Annotated in this window: 13 protein-coding genes; 4 read left to right on the top strand and 9 right to left on the bottom strand. The window is 73.1% G+C overall.

Annotation, left to right across the window (positions count from 1 at the left end; translation table 11 throughout):
* Positions 1-2,109 carry a YrhB domain-containing protein gene (locus ABD156_RS21345; protein ID WP_344276226.1) on the top strand — a complete coding sequence of 703 codons (2,109 nt, stop codon included), beginning with the start codon at positions 1-3 and terminating at the stop codon, positions 2,107-2,109.
* Positions 2,110-2,122: 13 nt separating this feature from the next.
* On the opposite strand, the gene ABD156_RS21350 is transcribed toward ABD156_RS21345, so the two are convergent.
* The 5 genes from ABD156_RS21350 to ABD156_RS21370 all read right to left on the bottom strand — a co-directional run bounded on the left by ABD156_RS21350 (position 2,123) and on the right by ABD156_RS21370 (position 6,892).
* Positions 2,123-2,788, bottom strand: coding sequence for a SecDF P1 head subdomain-containing protein (locus ABD156_RS21350; RefSeq protein WP_344276229.1), 666 nt, complete (start codon positions 2,786-2,788; stop codon positions 2,123-2,125).
* Between the two features lie 44 nt (positions 2,789-2,832).
* Entirely contained in the window at positions 2,833-4,269 is a 1,437-nt protein-coding gene (eccB, locus tag ABD156_RS21355) for a type VII secretion protein EccB (RefSeq protein ID WP_344276232.1), read from the bottom strand.
* A gap of 5 nt (positions 4,270-4,274) precedes the next feature.
* Positions 4,275-5,654, bottom strand: a complete 1,380-nt coding sequence (eccD, locus tag ABD156_RS21360; protein WP_344276235.1) for a type VII secretion integral membrane protein EccD — start codon at positions 5,652-5,654, stop codon at positions 4,275-4,277.
* Positions 5,655-5,813: 159 nt separating this feature from the next.
* On the bottom strand, positions 5,814-6,488 hold the full coding sequence (locus ABD156_RS21365) for a hypothetical protein (protein WP_344276238.1): 675 nt from the start codon (positions 6,486-6,488) through the stop codon (positions 5,814-5,816).
* A 59-nt stretch (positions 6,489-6,547) separates the two neighbouring features.
* The gene (locus tag ABD156_RS21370; protein ID WP_344276241.1) at positions 6,548-6,892 is read right to left on the bottom strand and encodes a hypothetical protein; all 345 of its coding nucleotides are present in this window, start codon (positions 6,890-6,892) and stop codon (positions 6,548-6,550) included.
* A 163-nt stretch (positions 6,893-7,055) separates the two neighbouring features.
* Here ABD156_RS21370 and ABD156_RS21375 point away from each other — a divergent pair, with 163 nt between their 5' ends.
* A complete protein-coding gene (locus tag ABD156_RS21375) occupies positions 7,056-8,915 on the top strand; it encodes a serine/threonine protein kinase (RefSeq protein ID WP_344276244.1) in 1,860 nt (619 codons plus the stop codon).
* Between the two features lie 10 nt (positions 8,916-8,925).
* Here ABD156_RS21375 and ABD156_RS21380 read toward each other — a convergent pair whose 3' ends face one another.
* From ABD156_RS21380 to ABD156_RS21395, 4 genes are read right to left on the bottom strand one after another with little or no spacing between them, the layout of a single operon-like run.
* The gene (locus tag ABD156_RS21380) at positions 8,926-11,043 is read right to left on the bottom strand and encodes a transglutaminase TgpA family protein (RefSeq protein WP_344276247.1); all 2,118 of its coding nucleotides are present in this window, start codon (positions 11,041-11,043) and stop codon (positions 8,926-8,928) included.
* Positions 11,040-12,158, bottom strand: a complete 1,119-nt coding sequence (locus tag ABD156_RS21385; protein ID WP_344276250.1) for a DUF58 domain-containing protein — start codon at positions 12,156-12,158, stop codon at positions 11,040-11,042. The genes ABD156_RS21380 and ABD156_RS21385 overlap by 4 nt, the downstream gene beginning before the upstream one ends.
* 3 nt (positions 12,159-12,161) lie before the next feature.
* Positions 12,162-13,115: an AAA family ATPase gene (locus tag ABD156_RS21390; RefSeq protein ID WP_344276253.1), complete on the bottom strand. Its 954-nt coding sequence runs from the start codon at positions 13,113-13,115 to the stop codon at positions 12,162-12,164.
* Positions 13,116-13,126: 11 nt separating this feature from the next.
* The gene (locus ABD156_RS21395) at positions 13,127-15,148 is read right to left on the bottom strand and encodes a fibronectin type III domain-containing protein (RefSeq protein WP_344276256.1); all 2,022 of its coding nucleotides are present in this window, start codon (positions 15,146-15,148) and stop codon (positions 13,127-13,129) included.
* A gap of 152 nt (positions 15,149-15,300) precedes the next feature.
* On the opposite strand from ABD156_RS21395, the gene ABD156_RS21400 reads away from it, so the two are divergent.
* Together ABD156_RS21400 and ABD156_RS21405 are read left to right on the top strand one after the other, a co-directional pair.
* Positions 15,301-16,587, top strand: coding sequence for a type VII secretion protein EccE (locus ABD156_RS21400; protein ID WP_344276259.1), 1,287 nt, complete (start codon positions 15,301-15,303; stop codon positions 16,585-16,587).
* 93 nt (positions 16,588-16,680) lie between these two features.
* Positions 16,681-18,084, top strand: coding sequence for a hypothetical protein (locus ABD156_RS21405; protein WP_344276262.1), 1,404 nt, complete (start codon positions 16,681-16,683; stop codon positions 18,082-18,084).
* The last annotated feature ends 67 nt before the right edge of the window (positions 18,085-18,151 follow it).

Here is an 18,151-nt window from a genome sequence, read left to right on the forward strand (position 1 = left end):
TTGGAAGCCTCGGAAGCCGCGGCAAGGGTCGACCAGTGGCTGCGCACCGGCACGCCCGTCGACCTGACCGCCGGCGAGCACGCCGTGCGCGTCGACCGCGAGCACGTGCTGCGCGTGCCCGAGGGCTGGTACGTGCCCTACGACTCGGCCCGCGCGCTGGACACCGGCGACTGGCTCGCGTCCCTGGTCCCGCAGCCCGCGCTCGTCGTGCGCGAGGACGGCGCGCTGCGGCAGCCCGACCTCAGCCCCGAGGGGCGGCTGCCGAGTTCGCCGGTGGCGGCGGGCGGCGAGAGCGACTGGCGCGAAGTCCTGGAACCCGAGTTCGAACGCAGCGGCGTCGCCTATCTCGGCGTGCCGGAGGAAGCCGTCCTCGCCTGGCGCGAATACGTCGACGGCGCACCGACCGGAGAGATCCGGATCAATCCCGGATACCGGCAGGGACCGGAGCGGCTCGGGTACCCGCCGGCCGACACCCCGCTGGAGTACCTGCTCGGCTGCGCGGGAACCGGCCGCTACGACCGGTCCCGCTACCTGGCCGGGCTGCTGAACGCCGAGGTGCTCGTGCCGCTCGACCCCGGCCGAGGGGTGCCGCTGGAGCAGCAGTGGGAGGACGAGCGGACGATCCTGCGGGTGTACAGCTCCCGGCGCAGGCTGCCGGTCGGCACGGCGCAGTGGCTTCGCGCGGACGTGCTGTCGATCCTCGAAGACTTCCCCGGCGCCGGTCTGCTGATCAACCCGGGATCGTTCCCGGCCGACCGGCTCACCGCCGCGGACTTGGCTCAGGCACGCGGCGAGTGGCCGCAGTTGCGTCCCGCTCCGCGCGTCGTGGAGGTCTCGCTGGAGCTCTCGGCGCAGGTGGCCGAGACTGCCCGACTGGTCGGCGAGCGGTTCGGGTTGGCGCAGCCGCTGGCCGGGCTGTCCGAGGCGGTCGCGAAGGCCCGGGCGGCCGGGTTCGAACTGTCCGAGGCGGAGTGTGAACGGTTCGTCGTCGGCCGGGCTTGGGAGCGGCACAACGGCGTCGGTCCCGGCGACCTCGACGCGCCGCCGGGACAGGAATGGCCCGCGGACCTCGCCGCCAACGGGCTGATCGCCGGTTACGACTCCCTCGGCCGCGTTCGCCCGCATGCCACGGGTTCGGGCAAGTTCTTCCGGCAGGACGCGGACGGCGTCGGGTTCCAGTGGCATCGCATCGCGGGCGCGTTCGTCGGGTTCGCGCTCGGGGAATCGCTCGGGTTGTCCGTGGACCGGTCGCCCGTCGCCGAGTTCGACGGGGAACCGGCCGAGCGGATCGGCCCGCTTGCCGAACAGTTGCTGTTCCACACCGACGGACTGCTGCGGGGGCTTCCTGACTTGCGGGAGACCGGTGCCCGCGCCCAACGTCGTTGGCAGGAACCGGAAACCGTCGACGGCTGGCTGACTCGGGTCGAGGAATTGCGCTCTCGGGTTCCGGCCGAGCCGGATGACGTAAGCTTCCTCGTCCCCGGCCTCGCCGCCGCGCTGTGCGGAGGCGGGCCGGAGACCGACGAACACACCGCGGCCGAAGCGGGCCGGCTGCTCGCCGCGGGCGCCGGTGCCGACGGTCCTGCCGCCGACGCGGCCGCAGCGGTCGCCGAACTGTTCGCGCGGCTGTTCCGGCGGGCCGACCCAGTGTTGCCCCCGCACGCACACGTCGAACAGATGCTGGTGTCGGGATCGGTGCCCGGCCCAGTCGCCGAGGCGTTGGCGCACGCCGCCCGGGCGCGGGTCGAGCTGATCCGGGCCGACCACGAGGAACTGGACGCGCTCGGCTCCGGGCACACCGCCCCGGACGCGCTCGGCCGGAGCATGACGGCGGTCTTCCGCCGGTTCTTCGACCCGCGGTGGACTCTGGTGTCGGCGATCCGCCACTCCGGCCGCAGCGCGATCACCGGCGCACTGGCCGGTGCGGTGCTCGGCGCGCGGTACGGAATCCCCGGGCTGCCCGCCGAGTGGCTGGACCGGCTTGCGTCGCGCGACCTGGTGGAAACCGTGGCGGGCGACGCGTTCTGGCACTTCTCCGCGCACCCGCCGCAGGCCGATCCCCGGTACGCCGCGCAGTGGGAAGCCCGCTATCCCAGGGAAACCCGCTGAGCTGGCGCCCCGCTCACTGGGCGTCCAGCCAGTCGACGATGTCCTCCGCCTCCGACAGGCTGAACCAGCCGGAGATCTGCGCCCTGCCGCCAGGCATCGCCTGCTGGATGCAGGGCGCGATGATCACCTCCGCGCCCACCACGATCGCGATCGTCTTGCCGACGTTCTTCGCGGTCAGCTCGGCCCACTTGGCGGAACCGTCCGGAGTGAACGTCACGTCGACCGCGAATCCGGTGTTCCCTTGAGCTTCGCCAAGGCCCGCCGACTTGATCGCCGAGCCGTCGAGGACCGCCGGGCCGAGCAGGTACCTGACCCCGCCCGACCGGGCGCAGGTCACCAGCGGCAGATCGGCGTCGTCCTCGCCGGTCAGCGGATCGGGGCGGGTCGATCCGCAGGCGAAACTCCGGAGCGTCCGCTGCTGCACGGCGGGATCGGTGCTCTGCCGGTCCCGCTCCCTCGGCGGCGTGCCGGTGGACACGCCCTCCGCCGTGCCGAGGACGGGCCGGAACCGCAGTTGCTTCGCCGGGCTGGACGCCCGCACCAGATCGAGGAACGTGGGAGCGCCCGTCGACGGGCTGGCCTCGGGCCGCGGGCCCGAGCCGCACCCGGCCAGTCCGAGTACCGCGATCCCCAGCACGGCCAGCCGCGAAATCCGCTGTCCGGCACGACGTTCCGGCATGACACCCCCCAGGCTCATGATCGTTGCCGCGCCAGCTTAGGCCGTCACCCGGACACAGTGGGCCGCATCGCCGACGCCGGATCGAGGCCGGGTCCTTCCGGCAGCCGGGCCACGAGTCCGCCGGGCAGCCGCACCGGCGCGGCCGACGGGTAGCCGAGCGTCTTCGCGACGTCCGGCCGGGCCAGCGGATAGCGCCGGCCCAGGTCGGTGACCAGGGTGAGCGTGCCGGACGCGGCCTGCGCGGACGGCATCGCCTCGACGAGCACCGCCGAGCCCGGCGGCACGTAGACGCGATCAGCCAGCGGCGTGCCTGCGGCGGACCGGCCCGCGGTGGACAGCAGCTCGTTTTCCGGCGGCAGTTCCGGGCCGACGATCAGCTGCGGAGCGCTCGCGCCGGGAGCGTAGACCGCGCACAGCGTGGCGTCCTGATCGGACAGCCGGGCGACCTGCGGACGGGCGACCGGCGCGGCGTCCGCGGTGGCCGGGACCGGGTCCAGCTGACGGGCTGCGGCGGCTTCGGCCGGAGCGAGCGGGAGTGCGCGGGGCTGGGCGCCGGAGTAGGCGGCGCGGGCGAGCTGAGCGTCGGCCAGCTCGATTTGGTACTGCAGTTCGGTGATCGGGCGGAGCGCGTCCGGCTCGGCCGCGTAGTACTGCTGCCCGCCGCCCGCGGTGTGCACGACCAGCAGCGAGCCGGTCACCACGTCGGATCGCCCGGGGACAGCGGTCGACGGACGGCCTGCCTGTACGGCCGGAAGCGGCCCGATCGGCGCGCCTTCGGGCACGACGTCCAGCCAGGCCTGTCCCGCGCGAGCCCACGACGCGGTGGTCAGCGCGAGCCCGGTGCCGACCGTGCCGTAGTCGGTGATCTTGTGCCGGTAGCCGTGCCAGAGCAGGTATCGGTCCCCCGTCGACACGAGCTGCACCGGCAGCGCGGCGTCGGCCAATCCGGTCCCGCCGCCCGGTTCGGCCCCGGCCAGCAGGACCGATTCCTGGATCGCGCTCCCGGCGTTGTCGCGGGCCGGAGTCGAGCACAGCGACCACGATCCGGTCCGCAGGCGGTCCGGGCCGGGCAGCGCGTCCGGCGCGTCCGGGATCCCGATCCGCGGCCCGCGCGGGACTCCGGCGAGCGAATTCCCGGACACCTGCTCGGTCGCCGCGTGCTGACCGAGCGCCAGCAGCGCGGAGGTGTAGTTCGCGACCGGGTACAGCCGCCCGTTCTGGAAGACGTACCGCGTGCCGGTCTCCTTCTCCACGATCACCGCGGCCTGGCCGCGCCAGGAATCGTTGCCGCCCGGCACGATCATCCCGTAGACGCCGACGCAGGCCAGCGACACGATCGCCAGCGCGATGCCCGCGAACGCGGCGGCTCCGGAGCGGCGGAAGGGCGGCTGTTCCGGATCGGTCTCGCGGGTGACCAGCGCGGAAATCGCGCGCTGGACGAGGAATTGGTAAGCCTGGAGCTGATCGCGTTTCGACGCCACGGCCCTCAGCCCCCCAGCCCGCGCACGTAGCCGTACAACCCGAGCACCCAGCACGCGATCGGCACCAGCGAGCACACCAGGAGGATTTCGGAGTACTCCGCGAACCGGCCGAGATACGGGTTCGGCGCGCGGGTGCTGAACAGGAGCCCGGCCGCGACGACGGCCGCCGCGACCACGAGCAGGATCGCCCCGGAGGACACCAGCGGCATCGCCGGCCCGGAGCCCGGTCCCGTCGCCAGCGCCGCGGCCCCGGCCATTCCGGCCGCCAGCAACGGGATTCGCTGCCGGAGCGTCGGATACAGCCTGGCCCGCACCAGGAATCCGGCGGAGACCACCGCGACCAGCGTCACCGAAGCCGCGCTGCCGTCGTGCACGAGCAGCGCTTCACAGCACACCACCACCGCGGCCGCGCCGGCCAGCATGCCGGTGAGCAGGCCGTCCGCGCGGGCCACCGCGGCGTGCACGCGGTCGATCGGCGGCTGCGGATCGTCCCGCACCAGGTCCGCGGTCGAACGCGGAAGGACCGGCATTGGCACCTTTCCGAGCCGCAGCGCGAGCGGAGCGAACACAATGGACAGTGCCAGCAGTCCGGCGGCGAGCGCGGCCGCCGCCTGGTACGCCGCGAAATCGCCGCTCGCGCCGACGAAACCGCCGATCAGGGCGAAGATTCCGGCGGTGGCCGCGCCCGCGAACCACGACTGGGCCGCGGCGACCCCGAGGTAGCCCGCCACGGCCGCCAGCGTCAGCGCGACCCCCGCGAGCATCATCTGCCCCGGCGCGAGGTCGGTCAGCGCGTGCGTCCCGGCAGGCAGCAATCCGCCGCCGAGGAAGGCGAACGGCAGCGCGGCGGCGGCGAGCACCGCGCCCGCCCCCGCGTCACCGGCCGCCCGGGCGAGAACGACGCCCGCGACCAGCAGCAGTCCGGCGACCGCGAGCGCCCACACCGCCGGACCGGTCCACGGCGCACCGGCGCGGAGCACCGTGACCAGTCCTAACAGGACAGTCGCGCCGCCCGCGGCCAGGCCCGCCGCACGCGTGTGCCGCGGCCCCCACGCCCGGCCGAGCCCGCTGGCGCCGGTCGCGATCGCATCCACCACGTCGTCGTACTCCGCTTCCGGCCACTCGGCCCTGGCCGGAAGCAGATGCAGCACCTCGCCGTCGCGCACCCGGTGCCCGGCGAGCGTGCGGCCGAGGTCGAACCGCGCCCCGTCGGGACGGCGCAGCTGCCAGCCACCGCCCGCCGCGCCGTCGTCGGCCAGCCCCTCGCCCGCGCGGGCGAGCAGGCCCGGCAGCAGCTCCGCGACGCTCGCGTGCTCCGGGAGCGCCATGTCGATCCGTCGTTTCGGGGCGGCGACCGTGACTCTGATCAAGCCGGCTGTCTGCATGCGCTCACCTTTCTCCGGGAACCGCCGTCGCGGGGAGCCGAGGCAGGAACCTGCCGTTGATCCGGTCGGCTTGCTGTATGTCCACAAAGGACCTTCGGGCACGGCAATACCCTTGCCCCATCGGTGTTTCCGGGGCAAGGGCAGGCCATAGGGCCGCGCTCAGGCACGCACTCCGCGAAGGGCGGTTTCGAGCCGGGCGGCCAACTCCAGGACGGTGTCCGCGCGCGATTGCCATCCAGACGAGACGACGCGGTGCAGCGTACGCACCACCAGAACCGCGCCGCCGGATCCCGGGGTGATCATCAGCAGGCGATCGACGTCCCAGCTCTGGTGGGAAGTGCCGCTCGGCAGCGTTTTCGTCTGGCCCGCGCGGGTGCTCGACAGGCGGTTGGCGGCTTCGAGCAGCTCCGCGTCGGCGTTCAGCCGGTCCGCGACCGCCGGTTCGCCCTCGAACGGGGCGAGTCCCCGGCCGCCGGGCGCGCCGAGCGAAGCCCGCATCGGGTCCGGCAGGCGCAGCGGCATCGCGTAGACCAGCGCGCCCAGGCCGAGCGCCCGGCGCACCGCGGTGCGGCCGCTCATGACCGCGGCGCGGAGCTCGAACGGACGGGGCTGCTGAGCGTCGAGATAGACGAAGCAGTCGGTCGGCGCGGGCATGCCGCTGAAGCGTTCGCGCGGCGGCAGAAGACTGCCTGCCGGGACGCCGGTGCTGTTGCCCGGCAAGCTCATCGCCGCCGGGGCGGCGGCGAGGCCGAGTTCCTTCTGGACGGTCGCGGCGACATCCGCGGCGACCGTGGCGGGCTCGGCACGACGGCCGGTCCACAAGGCGGCGGGCATCGGAATTCCCCCTTCGATTTCAGGCCGGGCGCGCGGACCTGGTCAGCAGCTCGCGATTTTCAGGCCGGGCGCGCGGACCTGCTCAGCTCGTCGAAACGCGCTGAAGCGGCTTGCAACTCGGACTGGAAGCGGCCCGGCCGCAACTGGGCGAGTTCCTGCCAGCTGTCCACCGCCGCGCGCGCCTTGGCCAGCGCGTCCTGTCCGCGGGAGGCCAGCTCGTCGCGTTCGGCGTCGAACTGCTGCGCTTGCCGGAGCACCGCCTGTGAGCGGTCCTCGACCGGTGCCGGCGCGGCTGCTTCCGTGCGGGCGACGCGGCGCTTGCGGATCGTCATGCTGAGCCAGCCGACGCCGAAGATGATCAGGCCGGTGAGGATGGGCTTGGCGAGAATGTGCCAGATGTCCATGGGTGGTTCCTTGTCCGTTCCAGGCGGCGCCGGGCCGCCGAAGCTGCGGTGACGGGATCGAAACTAGGCAGCGGCGGATGAGGTTTCGATGACACGCGCCCGCGAGGCAGGAACCTGCCCGGGCGTTGCGCCGGACAGGCCCGCACAGGGGAGAATGGGAGCCATGAGCATCGGGGTGGGAGAGGAGCGGCTGCTCGCCGAAGGACCGGTCGCCAAGGTCTACGCGGGCCGGCTGGCGGGCGAGGACGTGGCGGTCAAGGTGTTCGACGGCGTCCTCGACCGCGACACGACGGCGCGGTTCGACCGGGAACGCAAGGCGCTCGCCGCCGTGCGCGGCGAACGGGCGATCCTGCCGGTCGACGAGGTGGGCGAACTCTCGGGCGGACGGCTCGGCGTGCGGATGGAGCTGTGCCAGCGGTCGCTGGCGCACCTGCTCGACGGACAGTTGCCGGTGCGCGACGTCCTCGCCGTCGGCTGGACCGTCTCGGCCGCGCTGGCGGCGGCGCATCAGGTCGGCGTCGTGCACGGCGGGGTGACGCCGCACAACGTGCTGCTGCGCCGTTCGGGGGAACTGGCGCTCGCCGATTTCGGGCTGGCCTTGCGCCGCCGTTTCCCGCGCGACCCCCTGCACGCGGTGGACTACGCCGCCCCGGAAACGCTGCGCGACGACGCCCTCTCCGAAGCAAGCGACCTGTACGGCCTCGGCGCGGTGCTCTACACGGCGCTCACCGGCTCGTCGCCGTTCCCGCGCCACACCGGGCAGCAGCGCGCCGAACGGATCCTGCAGGTGTTCCGCGACCCCGTGCCGCCGATCCGGGCGCCCGGGACGCCGCCCGCGCTGGCCGACCTGATCGGCCGGCTGCTGGCCAAGGACCCGGCGGACCGCCCGCAGGACCCGGCCGCGGTGGCGGAGACACTGGAGCGGCTGTACCGGGCCAGCGCTGCTCCGGCCGAGGTGGAATTCGACGATTTCGCGGGGCAGGGGCAGCAGGGCGGATTCGGCGGGGCGCCGCAACCGGGCGGGTGGCTTGGTGCCGCGCCGGGGGCTAGGGGTTTCGCCACGCCGCGGCAGGCTGGCTGGTCCGGTGCAGCAAAGCAGCCTGGGAATTCCGCAGTGCCCCAACACCAACCCGACGCTCCGCAGCCCAGCAATTGGCCTATGACCGCCCAAGTACCCGGGCTCGGCGGCGCACCACTACAACCAGACGGCGGTCCCACCGGCGCGGCGCAGCAACCTGGCGGTTGGCGAGGCCCAGCCCAGCAGCCGAGCGGTTTCGCCGCGCCGCAACCGCAACCCGGCGCTGAGAGCGCGGCACAGCACCAACCCGCCGGTTCAAGCGGCGCTCTTCAGCAGCCCGGCAGCCAGCAAAGCCCCGTCGCGCAACTGCCCGGAACCGGCCACGCGCCACACCAACCCGCCGGCTGGGCCAACCCCGCCCAGCAACCGAGCGCCACACACCAGCAACCCCACGTCCCAAGCGGCGCTCCGCACCAGCCCGCCAACTTCCCCAGTGCGCCCGCACCGACCCCCGGCCGAACCCTCCTCCACACCTTCGACGACACCAAAGAACCCCGCCGGGACCGGAAGCTGCCGAAGATCACCTGGTGGCCCGCCCTCGCCGCCGGGCTGGTCGCCGCGGTCGGCGCGCTGATCGCGGTCCCGATGCTGACCGCAAAACAAGACCCCCGCCCCGCGCTCCCCCTCGCGAACGCGCCGTCCTCGGGGCAGCTCCCGCCCGCCGAACGGCCCCCCGCCCCGGACGTGCACCTCGCCCTGGCCGCACCCGCCGATCTCGGCACGCAGATCAAGCTCGCCTGGACCGCCGACGGGAATTTGGACTTCGCGGTCGTCGTGGGCGCCGAGCGCATCCCGCCGATGGTCCTCGTGGCCAACCGCAATCGCACGATGTCGGTCCCGGTCGACCCGGCGCGCAAATACTGCTTCCAGATCCGCGCGACGGACGGCAACCACGTCTTCGAAACTCCCCCGGTGCCGATCCGCGGCGCGGTCTGCACTTCCTGACCACACCGTCCTAAGCGGACCGCCGGAACAACGAACGAGGATCGAAGACCGCGCGCACCCGCTTCAGCCAAGGACGTCCGGCCAGCGCCCGGCGCAGTTCCCGGATCTCCATCCACGCCACCCCCACCGCGCTCTCCGACGGCGGGAACCGCGACCACAGCGCCGAATCCATCACGCCGGACAGCCGCCGCACCGGCTCGCCCACCCGCTCCCCCAGCGCCGACCCGGCCGATTCCGCCAGATCCCGGGGCGTCATCCCCACTCGGTAAGCGACTCCGTGTGCGCGCAGCCGGTCCCGGGCTTCCGCCCACGCACCGAAAATCGCGTCTTTGCCAAGGCGGCGACGTCGGCGTCTCGTCCGGAGAAGCTTCGCCAACGGCACCGCGACCAGCCCGCACAGCAGCACCACGGGCACCACCGCCGCGGCGATCCACCACGGCCAACTGGCCGATCCGGAGACAGAGGCGGCGGCTTCCGGTTTGCCGCCCGGCGGCGCGACCGGCGGCTGGAGCTTTTCCAGCGGCGGCAACTGCGATTGGGCCCGCCCGGCCGCACCCGCCAGACCGGACGACTTGGCGGACGTGGTCGCGGACTTCGTCGGGTCCAGCGGCACCCAGCCGACCCCGGCAACCGCCACCTCCGGCCACGCCAGCGCGTCTCCGGCGTGCACGACGTGCTCCCCGGCGGTGTCCGCGCCGCGGTAGCCGACCACGAGCCGCGCGGGAATGCCGGTGATCCGGGCCAAAGCCACGTACGCGGCCGCGAACTGTTCGCTCGTCCCCCGTTTCGAGACGGTCAGGAACTGCCGCAGCTGCGGCCAGGAAGCCCCGGTCGGCAGGTCGTCGCCGACCGCGAGCTGGTAGTTCTGCTGGAGAAATCGCTGCAGTTGCAACGCGGATTGGAACGTCGGGCGCAGACCGTGCACCGCTGTCCAGGCGAGCCGGGCGACGTCGTCGGGCACCGCGCCGACACCGCTGAGGCCGCCCGGCGCGTCCGCGTCCACCGGCGCGGTGGCCAGGGATTTCGCGTCCGCCTCCGGTGCCGACCAGGTCATCCGGTAGTCGGTCTGCCCGCCCGGGGAGGCCGACAACAGCACGCCCGCTCCGGGGTCCACGAGCGGCGCGGCACCGGTCACGCTGGTCAAGCCGGGCTGGCTCGGCAGCCACGGCCCGGACAGCGGCGGCACGCTCAGCTCCGCCGAGACCTCCGGCGCGCCGGGAATACCGTCCAGTCTCTGGCCGAGCCGCCGCAGCTTCGGTTCCGCCGACCAGCCCGCCCCGTCGAACCCGTTCAGCACGACCAGCCGCCACCGGTCGACCGGAGCCGTGCTTCGGTAGCTGAACACCGGGCGCGCCGGATCGGCCAGCTGCCCGGCGATCTCGTCGAGCGGGTTGCTCACCGGAGTTTGCGGAGGCGGCACCGGATGGCCGTCCGCGAGCCGGAACGGCTCCCGCCCCGCCGGGTCGAGCCCGCCGAAAGCGACTGCTCCGGCGGCGATCGCGACCACCAGCGGGAGCACCGCCAACGCGGCCGAGCCGGACGGCCGCCGCAGCCGCAGCGACCCGCCTCCAGAACGCGCCGCCCACAGCATCAGCCCGGCAGGCGCGAAATATGCGACGGCGGCGTACAGCGCGGTGAAACCGGTCAGCGCCTGATACGCCTGCGCCAGACCGGCGACCGCCAGGCTCGGCAGGAGCGCCACGAGCGGCATTCGCAGGCGCAGCAACAGTTCCAACCCGAGCACGACGGCAAGCAGCACCGCCAGCGGCACGAACAGCAACTGCCCGGGGTCCGGTCGCGCGGGCCAGGTCGATTGCAGCGTCTGCAGCCAGCTCTCGGTCAGCCCGTGGCTCAATCCCTGAAGCGAGGCACCCGTCGGCAACCCGGAGAGAGTGGTCGAAAACAGCGTCGTCTCAACGATTCCGAGCAATCCGGCGACCAGCACGACCAGCGGACGCCACGCTGCCAGCCGCGGCAGGCGAAGGCACAACTCCGCACTCGCGTAGCCGAGCACCGCGACTACGAGCACCGGCAACAGCAGCGCCGACAACCCGAAAACCGGCGCGAACAACAGCCCGGCCACCGAGGTGGCGCCGAGCAGTCCGGTCACCGCCAACCGCGCGTTCACCCGTCGCCCCGGGCATTCCACTTCGCCGCCGCGTCCACGGCGTCCGTCGCGTCGATCGAGCCGGCGCGCACGCCCGGTTCGCGAACGCCCAGCCGGATCACGGTGTCCGGACGCCAGCGCAGCGCCGCCCCGAGATCGGCCTCCGGCCCGGTGACCACGACCAGCGCCCCGCCCGGCCGCGCGCCGGCCAGCCGCGCCGCGGGCAGCAGCAACGCATCGTCCGGGTCTTGCGCGGCCAGACAGAGTTCGTCCAGCAGCAGGCGAGCCGTCGGAATCCCGGTCCCCACTGGGGTTTCGAGCCCGGACGACGTCAGCAGCCGGCAATGCTGGCCCGCCATCGCGGACGCGTACAGCAGCGACGCCACGACTTCGACGGCTTCCTCGAACACTTCCGGTCGCATCGCCTCCGACCGGGTGTCGAGCACCGCGGTGAGCCGCGATTGCGCCGGATCGGCGTAGTCGCGCACCATCAATCGTCCGGTCCGCGCGCTGGCTTTCCAGTGCAGGTGCCGGACTTCGTCGCCGAGCATGTATTCGCGCACGGCCAGCAGATCCGCGGAACCGCGCAGCGGCGGATCGGTGATCGGGCCGTCGTGGTGGTGGCGCGGATGTCCGGAAGCGGCCGGGCGCATCGGGTTCAGCCGCGGGTGCACCCACAGGCACGCGGCCGCGCCCAGCGTCCGGTCGGCGCGCGCGAACCCGAACGGATCCGACCGGTGCAGCACCAGCGGCCCGACCTCGAGCCTGCCGCGCACACTGGTCGGCAGCTCGTAGTGGTAAGTCGCCGCAGCGCCCGGCGCGAGCGCACGGACCTGCACCTCGCGGACGTCCGCGCCGACGCAATCCTGCGCGGAGAATCCGCCGTGCCGTCGCTCGCTTTCGTTGCGCACCGCCAAAGTCGCCAGTGCCGGACGGCCGCGTTCGATGCGTTCCGGGTGCACCGACCGCGAAACCTCGGCCTTCGGCCGGGCTCGGGTCACGAGCACCGCGGCAACCACGGCTCCGGCCGCGATGCCGGCGAGCACGCGCAGCAGTGGATACCCGGCCAGTTCGCCGAGCGCGTAGCCCAGCACAGCACCGGCGAGCGCCGCGATTCCGCGGCGGGTGAGCCGCACGGCTCAGCGCCCAGGAGCGGCCGTCGGAGCGGCGGTGTCGGCGAGCAGTTCGGCGACGACGTCCTCGGCCCGCCGCTGGTTCAATTCGGCGTCCGGGGTCAGCACCAGCCGGTGGCACAGCACCGGAAGCGCCACGTCCTTGACGTCGTCCGGGGTCACGAAATCGCGGCCGTGCGTGGCCGCGAGGCCCTGTCCGGCGCGGATCAGCGCGATGCTGCCGCGCGGGCTCACGCCGTAGCGCACGGCCGGATGGCTGCGGCTCGCCGCGGCGAGCCGGACCGCGTACGACACGACCTCCGGCGCCAGGTACGCCTGCCGCACGCGGGCGATGACCTGCTGCACGTCCTCGATCCGCAGCACCGGCCGCAATTCGTCGGCGGTGACGCCCGCGCAGTCGCCCATCACGACCATCACTTCCGCGTCGTGGCTCGGATACCCGACCGACAACCGCATCAGGAACCGGTCCAGCTGTGCCTCGGGCAGCCGGTAGGTGCCCTCCATCTCGATCGGGTTCTGGGTCGCCACCACCAGGAACGGCCGCGGCACCGGCGTGCTGACCGCGTCGACCGTGACGCGGCGCTCGGCCATCGCCTCCAGCAGCGCCGCCTGCGTTTTCGGGGTGCCGCGGTTGATCTCGTCGGCCAGCACCACGTTGGCGAAGATCCCGCCGGGGTGGAACTGGAATTTCTCGGCGTGCTGGTGGTAGACCATCACGCCGAGGATGTCGCCGGGCAGCAGGTCCGGGGTGAACTGGATGCGGTTCCACCGGCCGCCGACGCTGGCCGCCAGGCAGCGCGCCAGCGTGGTTTTCCCGACCCCGGGCACGTCCTCGATCAGCAAGTGCCCCTCGGCGAACAGCGCCGCGACCGCCATCCGGACGACGTCCGGATGGCCGCGCAGCACCGTCTGCACGTTGTCGGCAATGAGGTCGTAGGCCGCTTTCGGCGTGAAGCTCACGGTCGCCCTTCTCATGAAGTGGTCGGAGTGCCGGTCCAGCTGTCGTTCGCCGAACCCGCCGAATTCCGGATCGTAGCCTTGATCGTGATCGCCCCCATCCAGACCACGTTGGAAATCGTGAGCTGGGTGGTGCCGGAACAGGACTTCGCGGGCGAAGTCGCTCCCATGAACGAGGCCTGGCAGGTGGCCGCGCCGCCGTTGGGATCCGCGTCGACCGTCACGATCAGCGCGTTCGTGCTGCGCACGCTCGTGATCTTCACCGACGGCGGGCCGGACGCGAGAGTCGCCCGCGCCGAACCGGGACTGCCGGTGAGCTGCCCCGAACCGTACGAGGTGATCGCCCGGACCGTGAAAGTGATGGTGCCGCTCAGACCCTGGAAGCTGGTCGACGTCCCGGACACCGACCGGTCGCCCTGCCCGGACGCGCTCACCGCGTAGTGGTCGAGGTCCGCGCCGTGCAGGTCCGGGGTCGTCCAGCTCACCGAAACCGCGCCGTTCGACCCGACGGTCGCGGTGACCTTCGGGGCCTCGGCGGCACCGCCCGGCACGATCGAGCGGGAACTGGCCGCCGCGCCCCGGCCCGCGGAGTTTTCCGCGGCCACGCTGAAGGAATAGGACTGGCCGTTAGTCAACCCGCTCACGGTGACCCGCGACCGCGCACCGTCCACTGTGGTCGAACCGCCGTCCCACGACACCGCATACCGGGTCACGCGGGAACCGTTGCTGGGGGCGGACGTCCACATCACCGTGGCCGAACCGGTGCCCGGGGTCGCGCGGACGTTGCGCGGCGCACCCGGCGGGGTCGGCTTCGCGACCGGCGGAGGCGGATTGTCCCGCTGCGCGGGCGGACCCGGCGGACCCGGCGGCGCGGGCGGCTGGCTGCTCGGCGTGGTTTCCGGCTGCGGCGGCGGCGTGGGCTTCGGCTGGGTCTTCGCGCTGACGTCCACATCCGCGGCCACGCCGTTGCCGCCGTCGACGACGACCATGTGCGAGCCGTCGTGGTTGTCGACGTAGATCCGGTGGTCCTGGCCGAGCGACAGCCGCGCTTCGCCGCCGCCCTCGGGCACCGCCTTGCTGCTCTTCAGCGCGCCCTTGCTGTCGTAGGTGCGCACCTCGTGCCGGGCCTGGTCGACCACGGCGACGGTGTGCGACGTCGCGACCGGGCCGGCGTAGTGGCCGCCCTTCTCCAGCGGCACCGAAACCGGCCGCGCGACCGGACGGCTCTGCAGCAGGCCGGCGGCGTCGATCAGGTGCAGCTGGCCGTGATCCGGGTCGACGACGGCGAGCCGCCCGTCGACGTCGTCGCTGGCCACCTGCACGGTCGCGGGCAGCGAGAGCCCGATGTCGGCCGGGTCGCCGAGCCCGTTCGCGCCGACCGAGCGGAGCACGCTGGCCGTCGTGTCGAGCACGACGGGGCGGTCGCCGACGATCGAGAGCGACGCGTCGTGTCCCTGCGGCAGCTGTGCGGGGCAGGTCAGGAGCGTGGCGCCGCGCGGGAGGTCGCAGATCGAGCCGTTGTCGATGCGATGCACCCAGACCGTGCCGTCGGACGTCGTGACCGGCGCGGACAGCGGGCCGCCCGCCGGGGCGGTCGCCGCCGGGTCGCCGAGCCGCGCGATCTGCCCGGCGTTGCGGTACACGAGGTACGGGCCGCCCGCGACCTCCAGCACGACCGGTTCCTCGGCGGCGGGCGGGGCTTTGCTGCTCTCGACGCCGAGCGTCGACTTGCTGAACTCGGTGATCCGCGTCCGGTCGACGACGTAGCCCGAACGGCCGCCTTGCGCGACCGGGCTGCCCGCCTCCGCGCCCGGGACCGCCGCCTGGGCGTCGACCTGGCCGGTCGCGCCGTCGACGTGCACCGCCGACTGCGACGAGGTGTTGTAGACCCAGTGCCCGGCGTCGGCGAACTGCATGTCCGCGGGCAGCGAGGCATGCCCGGTGACGGCGATGCCGACCACGGCGAGGGCGGCGACAACGACCGTGCCCAGCCGGAACATGGCGGCGCGCCTCGCGCGCGGCGTTTCTGTGGTCACCGGAGGACCGTAACGGGGTCGGCTACAGCCGAGATACATCCGGAACCCATGCCCGGACGCTAGAGCACGCCGTTGAAATCCTGATTAAACGAGCTGTCACGGAAACCTCAGCTTCTCCCCGCGACCCTGTCCGGGACGTGAGGAGAGCTGCCGTGACCCATCCCGGCGAGGCACATCCCGGCCGGCGCGCCAGCGCCCCCGCGCGAGGAGTCCCGGAGCCGATGCCGCTCGCCCGGCCGATCGGCCAGGGCCAGCGGATTCCCGTGCCGGCGGAGGCGCAGGCAGCGGCCCGCAGCGCCGCGCTGGCGGCGCTCACCGCGGCGAGAGCAGCGGCTCCTCCCCCGGCGGCGGCCTACGCCCAGCCGTGGCGTCCGGTCGTCACGACCCCGCCGCCGGCTCCAGCGCACCTGCCCGCGGAACGACGTCGCCGGTGGGGAGCGCTGCAGATCGTCTGCGGGCAACTGGTGCTGGTGGCAGCGGTCCTGGCGATCGGCAGGCCGTGGCCGGTGGCGGCCACGATCGGGCTCGGCGCCGCGGTGCTGCTGGCCCTGACGGCACTGCGCTGCCGCGGCCGCTGGGGCTACGAATGGCTGTCGCTTTCGGTCGGTTACGCACTGCGCGACCGGGAACGCGAACTGGCCGACGCCGACGAGACCGGCCGCGCCCTGCTGCGCACCCTGTCGCCGGAGGGTTCCGGATATCCCGGGCAACTCGGCGACGATCCGGTGTTCCTCTTCAGCCGCACGGACGGGATCAGCGCCGTCCTGCGCCCGGACTCGCTCCCACCGACCCCGATCCCCGGCCCCGAAGCGCTGCTGCCGCCCGCCGAGCCGGGCGCCGGCTTCGTCGCCCAGGTGCTCTACCACGCAGGTGTCGACCGTCGGCAACCACCGCGGATTTGGCTTGCGCTGCAGGCATTGCGCACCGTCGAGCGGTACGAGGACGATGTGGTGCGCCAAGCGCTGGCCAACGCATTGAGGCGCGTGCAGCGTCGCTTGCGCCGCGACGGACTGCCGACGACTCCGTTGGGAGAGCCCGAATTTCTCGGCTCGATCGCTTCGCTCGCGCACGTCACCGCGGGCCGCACCCAGGTTCGGGAGCAATGGCGGCTTTGGCACAGCGGCACGGTGTCCCAGGCGGCATTCCGGCTGGACGGCTGGTCTGCTCTCCCGCCGGCGACGACTCCGCGCTTGATCCACGCTGTGCTTGGCGCGACATCGCAGACCGCGGTGACGCTCTCGCTGACCGCCCGCCGCTCGGCCGGAGCGCCCGAGGTCACGGCCGCGGTGCGGGTCGCCTCCCCTAACGCGGCGGCGGTCGAGCAGGCGGCCCAGGTGCTGGCCCGGCTCACGGCGGAATGGGGCCTCCAGCTGGACCGGCTCGAAGGCCGTCAGCACGACGGGTTGACCGCCACTTTGCCGCTCGGGTCTTTCTGCTGAGTTTCAGTTCCGCAATTCCCGGAAAACCGCCCTTCTCTCGACCTCCGTCGCTAATCTGCGTTTCCACCCTGATTGCGTACGGAGAACGACACGATGAACGCCCCCGCTTTGCGCGATTCCCCGGCGATACGCCCTACAACGGCCGCCGCGGTCGCCGCGCTCGGCACCGTCGCCAGCGTCCTGATCGGGACTCCGGAACCGCTTTCGCCCTTCGTGGCTTCGGTTACGCCGACCGGGTGGAGCGGCGGGGTCGTGCTGGCCCAGATTGTCCCGATGATCGGGATTCTGGTCGCGGTTTTCACCATTCGATGGTGGCCGTGGACATTGCTGGCGGGCACCGTCCTCGCCATTCCTCGCACGCTCGCCCCGCTGCTTCCGGACGGACTCGGCGCGCATCCGTCGATCGGAGTAATCGCCAGGGTCGGCGCGCCGATGGTCCTGATCGCCGTGCTCGGCGCGGCCCAGGAGCTGTATCAGCGCGGCGCGCGGAAAACCGGGCTCTCGCTGACGGGGCTGGCGCTCGGATGCCAGATCTTCGCCGCCGCGCTCACCGGCGTCCGGTGGCTCTCGCTGCCGCTGGGCGGGGACTTCTGGCGGGTCGCGCTCGGCGTGCTCGGGATCGTCGGGGCCGTGCTGGCGGTCGTCGGCCAGCGCTTCCGCCGCAACGACAGCGCCTGGCCGGAGCCGACCGCACCCGGGCCGCGTCTCGCGGTCGCGGCGGTCTGCGCGGTACTGCTGCCCATGCTCGTCAGCCTGGTGGACGACAGCCTGGTCAGCCGGACGCTCGGGGTGTCGCCGAGTTCGCTGGCCCGGCACCCCGGGGTCGTCCCGACCATCGCCGGGCTCGGGGTGCTGGTCCTCGCGGTCGCGATCACCGCGGTCGCCGGGACTCGGGTGTTTTTCGGCGTGGCGACCATGGCGCTGGTCCAGCTGGGCGTCGCCGGCCCCCTGCTGCTGGCCCTGTACGCGACGGTGGCCGACCCGATCCTCAGCTGGATCGCGGCGGCCGCCGGTGTCGCCGCCGGATGCTGGGCCGCGGCGACCCGGTGGCGAGCCCAGTTCGCCGTCAGCGCCGGGGTGCTCGCGGCGCTGGTGTTGTGCGTCCTCTCGTTCGCGACCGACGGAAAGCCGGAGAAAATCATCGACCATCAGGCTTCGGCGGCCGGAGCGCTCCTGCTGGCGGTGCTCGCCGCGACGGCCGCGGTCATGGTGGCGACTGCCGCCCCGATCACCGTGCCCGGCGCGCTCCCCGCGTCCTTCGGCCCGATCACGTCAACGGTCGTCCTCGGCGGCGGCGCGGCGCTCGTCGCTGCCCGGCTGCACGAGGAGGACTCCAGCACCGGCGAGCTCGCTCCGGCGCATCACCTTGGGCTGAACGCGACGCTGTTGTTCCTCGCAGCGCTGCTGGTCGCGGGATTCGCCGGGCTGCAAGTGCTCCGGGCGGCGCGGCAGCCTGCCGCGCCGTCGGAGGTTGGGCCGTCCGCGGAGGGAGCCTGACACGGCTGAACCCACGAACCTCGGTGTCCTTTGTGGACCTTCCCCACCAACCGCTCCCAAGCCGTCT

Source organism: Amycolatopsis albidoflavus, assembly GCF_039525725.1.
Classification (GTDB): domain Bacteria; phylum Actinomycetota; class Actinomycetes; order Mycobacteriales; family Pseudonocardiaceae; genus Amycolatopsis; species Amycolatopsis albidoflava.